Source organism: Flavobacterium sp. (assembly GCF_027484205.1).
Lineage (GTDB): Bacteria > Bacteroidota > Bacteroidia > Flavobacteriales > Flavobacteriaceae > Flavobacterium.
Window position 1 is genome coordinate 169153 of the sequence record NZ_JAIXUB010000024.1, and the last position, 16429, is coordinate 185581.

Annotated in this window: 15 protein-coding genes; all 15 read left to right on the top strand. The window is 29.5% G+C overall.

Annotated features, from left to right (window positions below; translation table 11 throughout):
* Window positions 1–4: 4 nt before the first annotated feature.
* From wecB to Q0049_RS11800, 15 genes are read left to right on the top strand one after another with little or no spacing between them, the layout of a single operon-like run.
* Window positions 5–1105 (top strand): non-hydrolyzing UDP-N-acetylglucosamine 2-epimerase, encoded by a 1101-nt coding sequence (gene wecB, locus Q0049_RS11730; RefSeq protein ID WP_298119910.1) that lies wholly within the window; start codon window positions 5–7, stop codon window positions 1103–1105.
* Window positions 1105–2337: a UDP-glycosyltransferase gene (locus tag Q0049_RS11735; protein ID WP_298119911.1), complete on the top strand. Its 1233-nt coding sequence runs from the start codon at window positions 1105–1107 to the stop codon at window positions 2335–2337. Before wecB ends, Q0049_RS11735 begins: the two co-directional genes overlap by 1 nt.
* On the top strand, window positions 2337–3248 hold the full coding sequence (locus Q0049_RS11740; RefSeq protein WP_298119913.1) for a glycosyltransferase family 2 protein: 912 nt from the start codon (window positions 2337–2339) through the stop codon (window positions 3246–3248). Before Q0049_RS11735 ends, Q0049_RS11740 begins: the two co-directional genes overlap by 1 nt.
* The gene (locus Q0049_RS11745; RefSeq protein ID WP_298119915.1) at window positions 3238–3885 is read left to right on the top strand and encodes a methyltransferase domain-containing protein; all 648 of its coding nucleotides are present in this window, start codon (window positions 3238–3240) and stop codon (window positions 3883–3885) included. The genes Q0049_RS11740 and Q0049_RS11745 overlap by 11 nt, the downstream gene beginning before the upstream one ends.
* 4 nt (window positions 3886–3889) lie before the next feature.
* Window positions 3890–4897: an N-acetylneuraminate synthase family protein gene (locus Q0049_RS11750; protein WP_298119917.1), complete on the top strand. Its 1008-nt coding sequence runs from the start codon at window positions 3890–3892 to the stop codon at window positions 4895–4897.
* Window positions 4894–6051: a UDP-N-acetylglucosamine 2-epimerase gene (gene neuC, locus Q0049_RS11755; protein ID WP_298119919.1), complete on the top strand. Its 1158-nt coding sequence runs from the start codon at window positions 4894–4896 to the stop codon at window positions 6049–6051. Before Q0049_RS11750 ends, neuC begins: the two co-directional genes overlap by 4 nt.
* A 4-nt stretch (window positions 6052–6055) precedes the next feature.
* Window positions 6056–7063, top strand: a complete 1008-nt coding sequence (locus tag Q0049_RS11760) for a glycosyltransferase family A protein (protein WP_298119920.1) — start codon at window positions 6056–6058, stop codon at window positions 7061–7063.
* Window positions 7063–7764 carry an acylneuraminate cytidylyltransferase family protein gene (locus Q0049_RS11765; protein WP_298119922.1) on the top strand — a complete coding sequence of 234 codons (702 nt, stop codon included), beginning with the start codon at window positions 7063–7065 and terminating at the stop codon, window positions 7762–7764. Before Q0049_RS11760 ends, Q0049_RS11765 begins: the two co-directional genes overlap by 1 nt.
* Window positions 7764–9473: an asparagine synthase (glutamine-hydrolyzing) gene (asnB, locus tag Q0049_RS11770; protein WP_298119924.1), complete on the top strand. Its 1710-nt coding sequence runs from the start codon at window positions 7764–7766 to the stop codon at window positions 9471–9473. The genes Q0049_RS11765 and asnB overlap by 1 nt, the downstream gene beginning before the upstream one ends.
* Window positions 9474–9478: 5 nt before the next feature.
* Window positions 9479–10870, top strand: a complete 1392-nt coding sequence (locus tag Q0049_RS11775) for a hypothetical protein (RefSeq protein ID WP_298119926.1) — start codon at window positions 9479–9481, stop codon at window positions 10868–10870.
* Window positions 10861–11934, top strand: coding sequence for a glycosyltransferase family 4 protein (locus Q0049_RS11780; protein WP_298119929.1), 1074 nt, complete (start codon window positions 10861–10863; stop codon window positions 11932–11934). The genes Q0049_RS11775 and Q0049_RS11780 overlap by 10 nt, the downstream gene beginning before the upstream one ends.
* Window positions 11934–13070 carry a glycosyltransferase family 4 protein gene (locus Q0049_RS11785; protein WP_298119932.1) on the top strand — a complete coding sequence of 379 codons (1137 nt, stop codon included), beginning with the start codon at window positions 11934–11936 and terminating at the stop codon, window positions 13068–13070. Before Q0049_RS11780 ends, Q0049_RS11785 begins: the two co-directional genes overlap by 1 nt.
* Before the next feature lie 4 nt (window positions 13071–13074).
* Window positions 13075–14619: a glycosyltransferase family 2 protein gene (locus Q0049_RS11790; protein WP_298119934.1), complete on the top strand. Its 1545-nt coding sequence runs from the start codon at window positions 13075–13077 to the stop codon at window positions 14617–14619.
* A 4-nt stretch (window positions 14620–14623) separates the two neighbouring features.
* Window positions 14624–15685, top strand: a complete 1062-nt coding sequence (locus Q0049_RS11795; RefSeq protein ID WP_298119938.1) for a GNAT family N-acetyltransferase — start codon at window positions 14624–14626, stop codon at window positions 15683–15685.
* A 6-nt stretch (window positions 15686–15691) separates the two neighbouring features.
* Complete coding sequence (locus Q0049_RS11800) at window positions 15692–16429, top strand: class I SAM-dependent methyltransferase (protein ID WP_298119940.1); 738 nt, start codon at window positions 15692–15694, stop codon at window positions 16427–16429.

Here is a 16429-nt window from a genome sequence, read left to right on the forward strand (position 1 = left end):
TACCTTGAAATTATTACTCTGTTTCGGAACAAGACCAGAAGCTATAAAAATGGCTCCTTTATATCATCAACTTACTAAAAATAAAGGTGTTTCAGTAAAGTTGTGTATTACTGCGCAACATAGAGAAATGCTTGATCAAGTATTGTCTTTTTTTGAAATTGTTCCCGATATTGATTTGAATTTGATGTTGCCTAATCAAACTTTAAATGCTTTAAGTTCAAATATTTTAAGCAAAATGGATGAAGTTTTAAAAACTGAAAGTCCTGATTTGGTATTGGTTCATGGTGATACCACAACATCTTCAATGGTGGCGCTTGCTGCTTTTCATAGAAATATTAAAGTTGGTCATGTGGAAGCAGGATTGAGAACTTTTAATAAAAAAGCGCCATTTCCAGAAGAAATTAATAGGCAAATTACTGGAAGATTAGCTGATTTTCATTTTGCTCCAACAAAACTGGCAAAGCAAAATTTATTGAAAGAAGGTGTTAAAAAAGAAACTATTATTATTACTGGCAATACCGTTATTGATGCACTAATTTGGGCAAAAAACAAAATAGATAAAGGTTTTAAACATCCACAAATAAACGAATTACAAAATAAGTTATCGTATTCAAAATTAGTTTTAGTAACTGGACATCGAAGAGAAAATTTCGGTCAAGGATTCATTGATTTTTGTGATGCATTATTAGAAATAGCTAAGAATAAGGATGTAGAAATAGTTTTTCCTGTACATTTAAATCCAAATGTTCAAGAACCAGTAAATAAAATACTTTCTAGTGTAAAAAACATTCATTTAATTCCTCCAGTAGAATATCCTGTAATGGTTTGGTTAATGCAAAAATCAAGTTTAATAATTTCAGATTCAGGTGGAATTCAAGAGGAAGCACCAACGTTCAACAAACAAATTTTAGTTACAAGAGAAGTGTCTGAAAGACCAGAAGGCGTTGCAAGTGGTTTTTCAATCCTTGTTGGAACAAATAAAGAGTTGATTGTAGAAAAAGCAAATCATTATTTGAATATCAACACAGGTACAGAAGGTAAAAACCCTTATGGAGATGGAAAAGCTTCTCAAAAAATAATTAAATTTTTACTTAAAAATAAATAATGAAAATTTTAGTAATTTCAGAATCCATTGACATTGAAGACAGTAGTGCTTCAAAGGTTAATATGGCTTTAATTAATAATTTAATAAAGGCAGGTTTTGAAGTAAAAGTATACCATTATTCTTATAAAGAAATTGCTGTTCCATCTGCTGAATCTATTCTTATAAAAGAAAATAAATTCAGTATTTGGTACTTACTTTCTCGCATACAAAGAACCATTCAAAGAGTATTTAAAATTAATTTTAATAGCAAAATAGAAAACTTTTTAGGGTTTTCATTTGCACATACAAGTGATTCTTTAAGTATTGCAAATGCTATTAAAAAAGATTCAAGTTTTAATCCCGATTTTATTTTAACATTGAGTAAAGGTTCGAGTTTTAGAACACATCGAGCACTTTTAAAATTAAAGCATTTACATCACAAATGGATTGCTTACATACATGATCCTTATCCTTTTCATTACTATCCACGACCATATAATTGGGTTGAAAAGGGATTTGATAAAAAAGAAAAATTTACTTTAGATATGTTCTCAACTGCGAAATATATTGCTTATCCAAGTCAACTTTTAATGGAATGGATGGAAAGTTATTTCGAATCAGGTAAAGGCAAAGGAATTGTAATTCCTCATCAAATTGGCGAAGTGTCGATGGCTCAAGAAGTACCAAATTATTTTGATGAAAATAAATTCAATTTGCTTCATGCAGGAAATCTTTTGAAACAAAGAAATCCTGAGTTTTTGATTAAAGGTCTTTTGAAATTTTTAGAAAATAATCCAAATGCCAAATCGGTTTCAAAATTAATTTTGGTTGGTTCAAACGATTATCATAAGGATTTATTAGATAATTATAGAAATCATTCTAACATCGAAATTGTTGGACAAACGGAGTATGCAATAGTTTTACTAATGGAAAATAAAGCATCTGTAAATATAATTTTAGAAGCCATTTCAGAAATTAGCCCATTTTTACCTGGTAAGTTTCCAAATTTAGTTGTAGCCAATAAACCGATACTGCTGCTTAGTCCATATTATAGTGAAACCAAACGACTTTTAGGCAACGATTATCAGTATTGGTCTGAAGCAAACGATGAAAAGAAAGTTGCACAATTAATTTCTGAATTATTTTCACAATGGAATAATGACAAAATCAATCTTGCTTTAAATCGACACGATTTGAAGGATTATTGTAACGAAGTATATTTGAAACAGACGATAGATTTGCTAGAGAAATAATGAAAGAAACCAAATTTTCAATAACTATTTCTACAAAAAATCGAATCAATGATTTGATTTTTACTTTAAAATCTTTGCAAGATTTATTGGAAAGAGATGATATAGAATGTGTTGTTTTTGATGATGGTTCAACTGATGGTACTTCAGAAATTATTAAAAGTGATTTTCCAAAAGTGATACTTTTACGAAATGAAATTTCTAAAGGATATATCTATTGTAGAAATTATATGCTTAATCAAACCAAAGCCGAATTTGCAATTTCTCTTGATGATGATGCTCATTTTTTATCTGAAAATCCTTTAGAGGAGATTGAAAATTATTTCAATCAAAATAGTCAATGTGGGTTGATTGCTTTCAGAATTTTTTGGGGTTTGCAAAATCCAAGTAAAATAAATTCTGAAGATCAAATCCAACAAGTAAAAGCTTATGTTGGATGCGGTCATGTTTGGCGAATGTCGGCTTGGAAAACAATTCCAAATTATCCTGAATGGTTTGTATTTTATGGTGAAGAGCAATTTGCAAGCTTTCAATTGTTTAAAAATAATTGGCAAATAATCTATCTTCCGTCTGTTTTAGTTCATCATAGAGTGAATATAAAGGATAGAAAAAAAGATAACGATTATCAAACTCGAATTCGAATGTCTTTACGTTCAGGATGGTTTTTATTTTTTTTATTTTTACCTTTATCAGAAATTGTTAAAAAGTTCACCTACTCATTGTGGTGGCAATTTAAAAGTAAAATTTTTAAAGGCGACTGGAAAGCAACAAAAGGAATTTTTCAAGCCATTATCGATTTAATAATAAAAGTACCAAAAATACTCTCAAACAGAGATAAACTCACTAAAAGTGAATATTTAAAATATAATAACCTACAAGAAGCTAAAATTTATTGGAACCCAAATGAAGAATAAAATTATAGAATATAAAGACAGAGCTATTTTTGCTAATGCAATGTTAGATAAATATTTTCAATCTGCACCAAACAAAGTTGTTAGCGATATTGGAGCAGGTTTTGGACATATGCAAAACAAAATTGAATCATTAGGCGCAACATGGCAACCTTTTGATTATGTTAGAAAAATTGAAAAATCAATTATGTGGGATTTGAATAATCCATGTCCTAATGAAGCTCAAAAAGCAGGAACTATAATTTTTTTAGAAGTTTTAGAACATCTAGCAAATCCACTTTTATGTTTACAAAATATCGCAAACAATCTAGAGAAAGGTGGTTGTATAATTCTTACAACTCCAAATCCAAGCTCTAGTAAAAACACTATAAATCTTTTTCTGAAAGGGAGATTGTACGCTTTTCAAGAAAAACATCTTGTTGAGCATCATGTTTTTACGCCTTGGGAACATATTGTAAAATTCTTTTTAGAAGAATGTGGTTTCGAAATTATTGAATATGCCATCATTGACACGCAATATAAAGATCAAAAGAAAGCTTCGATGAAAGAATTCATTAAAAGTAAAATAGAAAATTATATCGAAAGTAGAAACCCAAAAGCTAAAGGTATGAGCTATGGTTTAGTTGCAAGAAAAAAATAAAATAATGACTTCAAATCCATTTATAATTGCAGAAATAGGTCAAGCTCACGACGGAAGTCTTGGTATGCTTCATTCTTATATTGATGCACTTGCGCCAACAGGAATTGACGCCATAAAATTTCAAATGCACATTCCTGAGGCTGAAAGTAGTGCGCATGAACCTTTCAGAGTAAAATTTTCATATGAAGATGAAACGCGTTATGATTATTGGAAACGCATGAGTTTTACTTTGCAACAATGGAAAGAAATTAAAGCACATTGCGATGAGGTTGGTTTAGAGTTTTTATGTTCACCTTTCAGTAATTTAGCTGTTTATTGGTTGGAAGAAATAGGTGTAAAACAATATAAAATAGGTTCAGGCGAAGTCAATAATTTTCTAATTTTAGAAAAAATTGCAAAAACAGGAAAGCACATTATTCTCTCTTCGGGTATGAGTAGTTTTGAGGAATTGGATAAAACTATTGCTTTTTTGAAAGAGAAAAAGGCAATGTATTCTATTTTGCAATGTACCACATCTTATCCAACTAAAGCAGAGCAATTTGGGTTGAATGTAATTCAAGAATTAAAAGAAAGATATAAAGTTAATGTAGGTTTTTCTGATCATTCTGCTAAAATTGAAACTTGTATTGCGGCGGCAACTCTTGGAGCTGAAATTTTAGAGTTTCATGTGGTTTTTGATAGACGACAATTTGGACCAGATTCTAAATCGTCTTTGACAATTGATGAAACAGCGCAATTAGTTGCAGCAGTAAGAACAATAAAAACAGCACTTAACAATCCAATTGATAAATCAAATAATGAAAGTTTCACCGCTTTAAAACAAATTTTCGAAAAATCATTGGCTGTAAATAAATCATTACCTAAAGGACATATTATAACTTTTGAAGATTTGGAAGCAAAAAAACCTAAAGGATATGGAATTGATGCGTCAAAATTCAAAGATATTATTGGTAAAAAACTTATTTTTGACAAAAATCAATGGGATTTTTTAAATGAAGAAGACGTACAATGAGTAAAAGAAAAATAGCAGTTGTCATAACCGCAAGACCATCTTACAGTCGTGTAAAAACCGTATTAACGGCAATAAAAAATCATCCAAATTTAGAATTGCAATTAATTATTGCTGCTTCTGCATTGTTAGATAGATATGGTTCAGCCATAAATTATATTGAAAAAGATGGTTTTACTATTGATGCAAAAGTTTTTAATGTTTTAGAAGGAGAAAATTTAACTGCTGCAGCAAAAACAACAGGAATTGGAATTCTTGAACTTTCAACAGTGTTTGATAATTTAAAACCAGATGTAGTTGTAACTGTTGCTGATAGATTTGAAACTATGGCAACCGCAATTTCAGCATCTTATATGAACATTCCTTTAGCACACATTCAAGGTGGAGAAGTTACTGGAAATATCGATGAAAAAGTTCGTCATTCTATAACAAAGTTAGCTGATTATCATTTTGTAGCTTCACAAAGCGCTAAAGAAAGAGTTATAAAATTAGGCGAAAATCCTGAGTTTGTTTTCAATACAGGTTGTCCATCTATTGACATCGCTTCTGAAGTTGCAAAGGTAGAAGGATTGAATTTTAATCCGTATCAAAAATATGGTGGTGTTGGTGCTGAACCTGATTTATCAAAGGGTTATTTAGTTGTAATGCAACATCCAGTAACTACTGAATATCAAGATTCTAGAAAACATATTGAAGAAACATTGCACGCTATAAATCAATTGAATATTCCAACGCTTTGGTTTTGGCCAAATGTCGATGCTGGAGCAGACGGAACATCAACAGGAATAAGAAGCTTTAGAGAAAAAAATAAACTAGAAAATGTTCACTTTTTCAAAAATATGGAAGGTGATGATTTTTTAGTTCTATTAAATAATTCTATTGGATTAATAGGTAATTCGAGTGTTGGGATAAGAGAATGCGCCTTTCTTGGTGTTCCAGTAATCAATATTGGTTCACGTCAAAACAAAAGGGATAGAGGAACAAATGTTATCGATGTTGATTATAATAAACAACAAATTATTGACGCTATTCAAATTATAATTTCAAACGGTAAGTCCAATAAATCAACAGTTTATGGTGGAGGAAATGCAGGAGAAGAAATAGCTAATTTAATTTCAAATGTACCTTTACAGTTTCATAAAACAATAATGTATTAATGATATGAGAGTAGGTTCTAATCCACAAAAGTTTGATAAAAAAATTGATTTAGAAACTCATCATAGAGTTATTGTTGTTGTTTATATTCCAAACGAAGATGGTTTTTATAAAAATTCATATGATGTTTTTAAACTTTGTCTAGACTCATTAGTTTCAAGCACAAATACAAACTGTGCAATTACAATTGTTAATAATGGTTCAAGTAGTAAAGTAACAAATTTGTTAAATGAATATTTAGAAAATGACAAAATTGATACTGTAATACATCACAAAAGGAATATAGGTAAGATTGATGCTTTAATTGGTGCAGCAAGAGGAACAAGAGAGCAATTAATTACGTATTCTGATTCTGACATCTTATTTTTAAAGGGTTGGCAGGAAAATGTTGAAAAGGTATTTACAAGCTTTCCAAATGTAGGTGCCGTTTCTCCAATTCCGGTTAGAAAGGGAATTTTTGCATTTACTAGTTCTGTTTTAGTATCAATATTATTGAATAAAGTAAAGTTTAGATTTCAATCAATTCCAAATAATTTTGATACTTATAATAGATATTTAGAAAGTATTAATTGGGATTTAGAAACTGATGATAAAAAACTTTGGCCTATAATATATAAAGGTAATGCTAAAGCAATTATTGGAAGTGGTCATCAAGTTTTGACTATCTCAAGAGATATTGCATTAAAATTTACACCATTAGCACCATCTTTGATTTTAGTTGGTGGTGATTCAGAGAATAATTATGTTGATCGTCCAATAGATTTATCGGGAAAACTACGATTAAGCACCTACGAAAATTATGCATATCATATGGGAAATACTCTTGAAGAATGGATGTTGGATGAATATAAAATAAAATTAAAAACTAAAGTTGAAATTTCAATTGATAAAGAAATTATTAAAAAAATTGGAGTAACACCATACAGCAAAATTAAATTAAAAATATATTCATTAAGAAAGCGAATAGCAAAAAAAATATTTAAGTTTAAGTATAAGAAATCTACTAACTATTAATGAGAATCCTCGCAATAATTCCTGCTCGTGGTGGATCGAAAGGTGTTCCTGGAAAGAATATAAAAATTCTTGGTGATATGCCTTTAATTGCATACTCAATTAATCAAGCGAATGAAAGTCAATTAATTACAAAAACTATTATTTCTACTGATGATGCGTCAATAATTAAAATTGCTAAAGAATATCATGTAGAAATTCCTTTTGTTAGACCAATTGAATTGGCATCAGATGCAGCTTCAAGTATTTCTGTTGTGCAACATGCCATAGCTTTTTTTGAAGATAATAACGAATTCTTTGATGCTGTTTGTTTGCTTCAACCTACTTCGCCATTCAGAGAAAAAGGTTTTATTGACAAAGCAATTTCAACATTCATGAATACGGATTGCGATGCTTTAGTAAGTGTTTTAAAAGTACCGCATGAATTTAATCCGCATTGGGTTTTTGAAGTTAATGAATCAAATTGTCTTCAAATTGCCACAGGCGAAAAAGAAATTATCAAAAGAAGACAAGATTTACCCAACGCCTTTTTCAGAGATGGTTCTATATATTTAACAAAAGTTGAAGCCATTAAAAAAGGTTCTTTTTATGGCAAAAAATTAACTTACATTGAAAGTAATCCCGATTTGTATATTAATATTGATACACAAGAGGATTGGGAAAAAGCAGAACAAAAATTACCAATTATTTTATCTAAGATATAATGTGTGGAATTGCAGGAATTTTAGGTGCAAATCCAAAAAATAAATTGGATTTAGAAAAAATGCTTTTAGCCCAAAAGCATCGTGGACCAGATGCTATGCAAGTTTGGAATGATGAAAAAATGGCTCTTGGTCACAATCGGCTCAGCATAATTGATTTATCAACTGAAGCTAATCAACCCATGATGAGTAATTGCGGCAATTTTGTAATTATTTTTAATGGAGAAATTTATAATTATCTTGAAATAAAATCACAATTAGTTTCTGAATATCAATTTAAAACTTCTTCCGATACTGAAGTGCTTCTTGCGGCTTACATCGTTTGGGGTAAAAAAATGTTAGAAAAACTCAACGGAATGTTCAGTTTTGCTATTTGGAATAAAAAAGAGGCCACTTTTTTTGCTGCAAGAGATCGATTTGGGGTAAAACCATTTTATTATACCGTTTTCAAAAATCAGTTTTATTTTTCAAGTGAAATAAAAGCACTTTTTGCAGCAGGAATTTCTAAAGTTAAAAACAATAAAGTTTGGGCAAATTATTATTCGTTTGGAACGTATGGTTTGCCTGATGAAACTTTTTTTGAAGATATACATCAATTAAAAGTTGGACATTTTTTAGAAATTAAATTTTCTGAAATAATCAAATTTGAAACGATTAAAATCCATCAATGGTATGATTTTCCTGAAAGAATTTCGCAAATAAAATTACTTTCAAAAGACGAATTAAAACAGCAATACGAACAACTTTTAATTGATGCTGTGAAACTAAGATTTCGTGCCGATGTTCCTTTAGGAATGAACGTTAGCGGAGGTTTAGATTCTTCAACATTAATTAGTTTTGTGCATCAAAATTTACCTTCTCAAAAAACAATTGAGGCATTTACATTTTATTCAAATAATGAAAATTATGACGAACTACCTTGGGTAAATCAATTGATGCTAAAAACACCTTATCATTTAAATAAAGTGTTACTCGATTTTAATAAAATTCCAAAATTAATTGAAGAAGTAAGTTATTATCAAGACGAACCTTTTGGTGGATTTCCTACATTAGCATACAGTTTACTTTTTAAATCGGCAAGCCAAAAAGGTATCAAAGTACTTCTTGACGGACAAGGAATGGACGAAGCTTGGGCTGGTTATGATTATTATCACAATAATAGTAATAGTGTAATTCAAGGTGTAAATTCTTCACCCGTTCGACCAGAAGCAATTGATATGGAGTTTTTGAAATTTGCATCGAACGAAACCTACGAAAAGCCATTTGATAATAATCTTCAAAACCTTCAATATCGCGATTTATTTTACACTAAAATTCCAAGAGCATTGCGTTTCAATGACCGAGTTAGTATGATGCACGGCACAGAATTGCGCGAACCTTTTCTAGATTATCGTTTAGTTGAATTAGCATTTGCACAATCTGATGAAATGAAGTTGCAAAATGGACAAACAAAATGGATGTTGCGCGATTTAGTTAAAAATCAACTAGGTAATACCATTGCTTTAGCTCCAAAAAGACCTTTGCAAACACCTCAAAGAGAATGGATTTCAAATGAATTGAATGATTACTTTACAACCCAAATTGAATCATTTTCAAAATTAGACTTTGTAAATCAAAAGGAAGTTCAAAAAATTTGGAAAGAATATAAAAATGGAAATCAGGATAATAGTTTTTATATTTGGCAATGGATAAATAGTATGTCAATTAAATAAATTTGATGAAAAAACTTGGTGTTGTAATTACTGATGGAGTAGGTTTTAGAAACTTTATATTAAGTGATTTTTTGGTTGAAGCCGAGAAAGCATTTGATGAGGTAGTTATACTATCTTGTTTACCTAAAGAAGTTTATGATGGATTTTTATCTAAATCAAAAGTAATTGAACTTGCTGTTTTTGAAGAAAAATTCCCAAGTTGGTTTTTTAGAAAAACGAAAGAGGTTGCTCATTTACAATTGCATAAAAATAATAATTTTGGGATTAGTGATAATTTGAGAGCCAATAAATCAAAATCAAAAAGTATTCGTGGCTTTGCTACACGATTGATTTTTAAATGGACCAATTATTTTCATTCAGAAAAGTGGATTCAAAGATATACTTCATTTCAAGAGCAAAGTTTCAAAAATAATTCAATTTCATTTGAATATCAAAATCTTCTTCAAAATGAAAATTTTGATATATTATTTTTCACACATCAACGTCCACCATATATTGCGCCTCTAGTTTATCAAGCTAGACAATTGAAAATTAAAACATGTTCGTTTATTTTTAGTTGGGATAATTTAGCTTCTAAAGGCAGAATGGCATCTAATTTTGATAATTATTTGGTTTGGAGTGACCTAATGAAAAGTGAGCTGAGTCAATTTTACACAACTATAAATATTGAAAATATTGAAGTTGTTGGCACACCTCAATTTGAACCTTATGTTTTAGATCGATATAAAGTTTCTAAAGATAAATTTGATAAGAAATTTAGTTTAGACAGTTCTAAAAAAACAATTTGCTTTAGTTGTGGTGATATTTCAACCAGTAAAAATGATGAATTGTATATTGAAACTATTGCAAATGCGATTCTAAATAGGAATTTACCAGATGTTAATCTAATCGTGAGAACATCACCAGCAGAAGATCCAATTCGTTTTTCAAGTATTGCTTCAAAATTTTCTTTTATAAAATGGAATTATCCTAAGTGGAATTTGTCTCGTCAAGGTCATCAAGAAGAATGGTCGCAACGAATTCCTTCTGTAGATGATGTTATTGATTTAAGAGCTATTTTAGAGTTTTCAGATTTAAACATCAATATGTTATCAACAATGAGTTTAGATTTCATGCAATTTGATAAACCAGTAATCAATACTGTTTTTGGAAATGCAGAAAACGGTTTGTACAATGACCAACGATTTCTAGATTATAGGCATATTCAATATGTTGTTGATAGTAAGTCAACTAGAATTGTAATGAATGAAAATGAGTTAATAAAATCTATTAATGAGTATTTGTCAGATTCATCAAAAGATAAAATTAATAGAGAAAACTTACTGAAACTGCAAGTAAGTAAACCTTTGAGTGGAACGGGAAAAAGAATAGCAGAAACGTTATATAAATGGGTTTAAGCCAACAAAAAATAGCGGTTATTTGTAACTATGAACTTCTACCTGAAAGAGTAGGAGGAATGGACTATTTTTATTGGTTATTTGATAAAAAGTGTAAAGAAAATAATATTGAAGTCGATTGGTTTTTCCCCAATAAATCAAACCATGGCGATTATGAAAAACTGACTGTTTTTTCAAGCAACTATCAAAATGTAGAAAATTATTTTCTTCAAAATCATACTTCAAATAGATATTCACATGTTATTACTCATTTTATAGAAATTTGTACACCATTTTTCAAGAAATTAAAAATAGTTTCTAATGCCAAAGTCATTGTAATTGATCACAATCCAAGACCAATTGATGGATATCCTTTTAAAAAGAGAATAGAAAAAAGAGTTAAAGGATTTCTACATTCAAAATATATCGATGTTTTTGTTGGGGTTTCTAATTATACTGTTAATGAGTTGATTAAAGATTTTGGAAGTCATATAAAGCATAAAACGTCAACGATTTATAATGGAGTAATCATAAATGATATCAAAGTTAGAGAAAAACGTTCGGTGCTAAATCCAACTTTTATGGTTGCTTCACATTTAAGACAATCTAAGGGAATTCAAGATTTAATTGAAAGCGTTTCCTTAATGAGTTCAGAATTAAAATCTAAGTTTAGTGTTGATATTTATGGAGATGGACCTTTTAAAAATAATTTACTTGAAAAAGTAAACCAACTAAATGTTCAGCAAAATTTCAGTTTTAAAGGAAGCAAATCAAATTTAAAAGAAATTTTTTGCAATTATGATTATATGTTGCAACCAACTCATATGGAGTGTTTTAGTTTGTCAATTTTAGAGAGTTTAGCGGCAAATGTTCCTGTAATTACAACAAATGTTGGAGGAAATGAAGAAGCTGTTTTTAACGGTGAAAACGGTTTTATTTATAAAGCAAAAGAAATTTTAGAGCTAAAAAATATTTTGGAAAAGGTAGTTTCTAATGAAATGGGTATAACGATAAATACCAGACATTTGGTTGAAAATAATTTTTCTTTAGAAAATATGGTTGAAAATCACTTTAAACTTTTGTAATGAAAATAGCATTTTTAACTCCCGAATTTCCTCATCCTAAAACAGGTTCGTCAGGCGGAATTGGGACAAGTATTTTCAATTTGTCCAAAGGATTAGTAAATCTTGGACATAAAGTTATTATTCTAGTTTATGGACAAAAAGAGGATGAAATTTTTCAAGAAAATGGAATTACTTTTTACCGAATTAAAAACATAAAAGTAAAAGGAATTTCGGCTTATCTGACACAAAAGAAAATACAAAAATTAATCAACGATTTATATAAAAACAAACAGATTGATATTGTTGAAGCTCCAGATTGGACCGGTTTTTCGGCATTTTTAAAGCCAAAATGTCCTTTGGTAATTCGACTTAACGGAAGTGATACATATTTTTGTCATCTTGATAATCGTCCTGTAAAATGGAAAAATAAATTTCAGGAAAAAAGAGCACTTAAAAATGCAGATGGAATTATTTCGGTAAGTAAATTTACAGGTGATTTAACTAATAAATTGTTCAAAATTTCAAAGCCATTTGAGGTAATTCCTAATTCTATTGATTTATATAATTTTGAGTCATCAACTCACGTAAACAACAATACGATTCTTTATTTTGGAACTTTAATTAGAAAGAAAGGACTTTTAGAAGTGCCTCTAATTTTTAATGAAGTTTATAAAAATAACAAAAATGCTAAATTAATTCTTGCAGGAAAAGATGCTTCCGATGTTATTTCGGGAAATTCGTCAACTTGGCAAATGATGATTCCGTTATTTAATAATGAAGCTTTCCAGAATGTTCAATTTATTGGAAGTCTTCCTTATACTGAAATTAAAAAGCAAATTCAGCAAGCTACAGTTTGTGTTTTTCCTACCTTTGCAGAAGCTTTGCCAGTTTCTTGGATTGAAGCTATGGCAATGCAAAAACCTGTTGTAGCGTCTAATATTGGTTGGGCAAATGAAATTATTACAGATGAAAAAGATGGTTTGTTAGAACATCCAAATAGGCATGAGGAGTTTGCAAATAAAATCAATTCCATTTTAACAAATGAAGCTTTGCAAATTGAAATGGGCGTCGAAGCTAGAAAAAAAATTATACAAAAATTCAGTAAAGAAGTTGTGGCAAAACAATCAGTTGCGTTTTACCAAAAATTTCTAAAATAATACTATGGCATTAAATTTCAAAGAATACATAAATTCAAAAGGCGAAATAATTCTCTACATTGGGAATCCAAATCTTGATAAATTAGAACAACTTTCTCATGGATTTGGTGATATTTGGCATTCATCATTTGAACAAGGATATAAAAATGCTTTTCCAGATTTGGTTTACCAAGCTTTTGTGTTTTTTTGGTACATCAATGATTTTGATGCTATCGATGAAGCAGTTAGTTGGCGTTTAAATCCAAATCATTTTGCGGTTAGAAAATCGGTTTGGGAATTATTTAATGGCTTTGATTCCGACTTTAAAAGTAATCAATTAGCAGCTTTCGATTTTGCATACAACGCTTTACGAAATGGCGGTGCAATTCCTCTTTATGTAAAAGGTTTATTTCAAGAAAATACTAAAGAAATTATTGAAATTTCAACGAGAGACAGATATGTTTTCTTTAGAAAAAACTTTATTTTCAGTCATTCGCTTTTTATGTTATACCGAAAAGGAATTTGGAAATTATCAGAATGGAATTCCCTTTTTTATGCTAAGAAAAATTTCAAACAAAGAACAAACAGAATCGTTCTTTCTCCAAGAGAACTTAATGAAATTGAAGGAAAACCAACTGTGAGTTATATAATTCCAACGATGATGCGTCAAGATTTTACGCTAAATTTATTGGATGATTTAAAAACTCAAACTTATTTACCTACGCAAGTAATTGTAGTTGATGCAACTCCAGAAAATAGTCGTGATGAAAGTTTGTATAATCCTTCAAATTATCCATTTGAAGTACAATTTCATTGGCAAACCTCAAAAGGAAGCTGTCGTGCTCGTAACGAAGCAATCGATTTATGTACAGGTGATTATATCGTTTTTGGTGATGATGACATCAGAATTCCTTCTGATTTTATTGAAAATCATATTCGATTATTACAAACCTATAACGCTGGAGCTTGCAATGGTTTAGACATTCAAGCTGATCATCAAAAACAAACTTTAGAGGATTTAAAAGTTAAACTTGAAAATTTTGCATATCCAAGATGGTATGTTGGTGCTTCTCAAAGTTATAGTAATGCAAATTCCTGTGTGAAAAGGGAATATGTTTCAAAATTAATAGGAAATGATATCAACTATGATGGCGGTTATGGTGAAGATAGCGATTTTGGAATTTCCTTAACTAAAATGGGCGTTCCAGTTTTACACAATCCATTTTCAACCAATTTACATTTAAAACCACCTGTTGGAGGTTATCGTTTTTGGGGAAGTCAAGCTAAAATTATGGGTAAAAAGCGCAAAACCCAACCATGGGAATTAGATACACCTGTAAAAAATATTCGTCCAGTTCCTAGTCCAACGATTATGTATCAAATTCATAAACAGTTTACACCACAACAACTTACAGAATACAAACATAAATACTTTATAACTTATCTTTTTAAAGGTAACAAATGGTCTATTCCATTAAAGTTGATTAAGTTACCACATAGATTAATGCAATTTGATAAATCGGTTTTTTATGCAAAAAAATTGATGCAATTAGGAAAACGAACCAAATAACTAAATGGAATTTCTTTTCACAAAAGACAATGATTGGTTACAAAAATGGGATGATTTTCTTCTTTCAGAAAATCGTGGAAGCCATTTGTTATATTCCGATTGGTTACAGTCTTATAAATCGTATGGGTTTGATTTTGAAGTTTGTATTTGTGTAGAAAATCAAAAAATTATTGGTGGATTTGGTGCCGTAATTGCTAAAAAATCTTTTTTTAAATTTTATATTATTCCACATGGACCAATTGTAACAGATGGTTTTGAAAATCAATTGGATGCAATTATCAATAAAATTAAAATTCGTGCTAAAGAAAAAGGATGCTGTTATACTCAATACAGTTTGCCAATTTCCAATGAAACGGAAATAAAAAATAAAACTTTCTTGCCTGAAACTATAAACTTGATTGGTAAAAAAGGGAATCTTTTCAAGTATGTTTATAGTAATTATGGAATAAATTGGGTTGGTTTTAATATTACAAACTCACCCGAAGAATTATTGATTCAAATGACTTCTCAAGTTAGAAGAAACATTAATTTGTCATATAAAAATAATGCAGAAATTATATTTGCAACTACAGAAGAAGAATGTAAATTAGCCTATAAATCTATTGAAGACAATGCTTTAGAAGGAAATTATGCTGTTCGTTCTTTTGAGGATTTTAAAGAGACTATTGTAAATTTAGTTACTAAAGGCAAAGCACATTTGCTTTTTGTAAAAATTGATAATGAAATTAAAGGTGCAGGTTTTGCAGTAAATAGTGGTAACTGTTTGACTTATATTTCAGGTGGAACAAAAAAAGAAAAACCCGATTTAAAACTTGGCTATTTAATTCATTGGGAATTTATTAAAAAATCTTACGAATTAGGATTTAAAGGATATAACATTTCAATGGGTGGATCAAAAGGAGTAGTGGAGTTTAAAGCAAAATTCAATACTAAAACCATTTATTTTGTTGAGCCACATCGTCATATCATTTTAAAGCCATTGATTTTTAAAATATATTTAATTTTAAATTCTATTTTTGTTAAAAATAAGAAAACTATTTCGGTTTTATTAAAGCGATTCAAATAAACTATTATGAAGATTGAGAACAAAGATTTTTGGGAAAAAGATACAATTATAAAAACTCAAGAAGTATTAAAACAAGCATCCGATTTTGAGATGTTTATGTTTGAAAAAGCAAAAATTCGTTATCAGTCTAAAGTTGATTCCATAAAAATTTTTGGATGTGGTACAGGTCGCGAAATAGAATCTATTGCCGATTTCTATCAACCATCAAGAATTGTAGCTTCTGATATTTCAGAGAATATGATTTCTAAATGTCAGGAAAATTTAAAACTTTGGAATATTGATTCCATAACAGAAACGGTTGTTGGTGATGCAACTCTATATAACAAAGAAACTGAAGCTTTTGACTTGGTCACAATTTTAAATAGTATGCTGACTTATGTTCCTTTGAGAAAAAACAGATTGACTATTTTTAAAAATTCATTCCAAATTTTAAAACCAAAGGCAACTTTAATAGGAACAGTTCACAATCAAGTAGGTTCGCCTGCAAAAACCTATTATTTTAAATTAAGAAATCTATTTTCTTTTATTCTTGGTGAACGAACTGGAAACAGAAATACAGGTTTTAATGGATTTAAAGTTCCAGGATATTATTACAACAAAAAGGGTTTGATAAAAGATTTGAAGGTTTCTGGTTTTGAGAATATTGAAGTTTACTCCTTAGAAGAATATTATAAATTGCACAATGCTGTTTACAACAGAAAAACAGGATATAATAATTTAATTTTTATTGCTACAAAACCTTAA

Coding starts and splice junctions, on each gene's coding strand:
- Q0049_RS11740 (WP_298119913.1), top strand. CDS start 2,337: ATGAAAGAAACCAAATTTTCAATAACTATTTCTACAAAAAATCGAATC.
- Q0049_RS11800 (WP_298119940.1), top strand. CDS start 15,692: ATGAAGATTGAGAACAAAGATTTTTGGGAAAAAGATACAATTATAAAA.
- Q0049_RS11745 (WP_298119915.1), top strand. CDS start 3,238: ATGAAGAATAAAATTATAGAATATAAAGACAGAGCTATTTTTGCTAAT.
- Q0049_RS11775 (WP_298119926.1), top strand. CDS start 9,479: ATGAAAAAACTTGGTGTTGTAATTACTGATGGAGTAGGTTTTAGAAAC.
- Q0049_RS11765 (WP_298119922.1), top strand. CDS start 7,063: ATGAGAATCCTCGCAATAATTCCTGCTCGTGGTGGATCGAAAGGTGTT.
- asnB (WP_298119924.1), top strand. CDS start 7,764: ATGTGTGGAATTGCAGGAATTTTAGGTGCAAATCCAAAAAATAAATTG.
- Q0049_RS11735 (WP_298119911.1), top strand. CDS start 1,105: ATGAAAATTTTAGTAATTTCAGAATCCATTGACATTGAAGACAGTAGT.
- Q0049_RS11750 (WP_298119917.1), top strand. CDS start 3,890: ATGACTTCAAATCCATTTATAATTGCAGAAATAGGTCAAGCTCACGAC.
- Q0049_RS11790 (WP_298119934.1), top strand. CDS start 13,075: ATGGCATTAAATTTCAAAGAATACATAAATTCAAAAGGCGAAATAATT.
- Q0049_RS11785 (WP_298119932.1), top strand. CDS start 11,934: ATGAAAATAGCATTTTTAACTCCCGAATTTCCTCATCCTAAAACAGGT.
- Q0049_RS11780 (WP_298119929.1), top strand. CDS start 10,861: ATGGGTTTAAGCCAACAAAAAATAGCGGTTATTTGTAACTATGAACTT.
- Q0049_RS11795 (WP_298119938.1), top strand. CDS start 14,624: ATGGAATTTCTTTTCACAAAAGACAATGATTGGTTACAAAAATGGGAT.
- Q0049_RS11760 (WP_298119920.1), top strand. CDS start 6,056: ATGAGAGTAGGTTCTAATCCACAAAAGTTTGATAAAAAAATTGATTTA.
- neuC (WP_298119919.1), top strand. CDS start 4,894: ATGAGTAAAAGAAAAATAGCAGTTGTCATAACCGCAAGACCATCTTAC.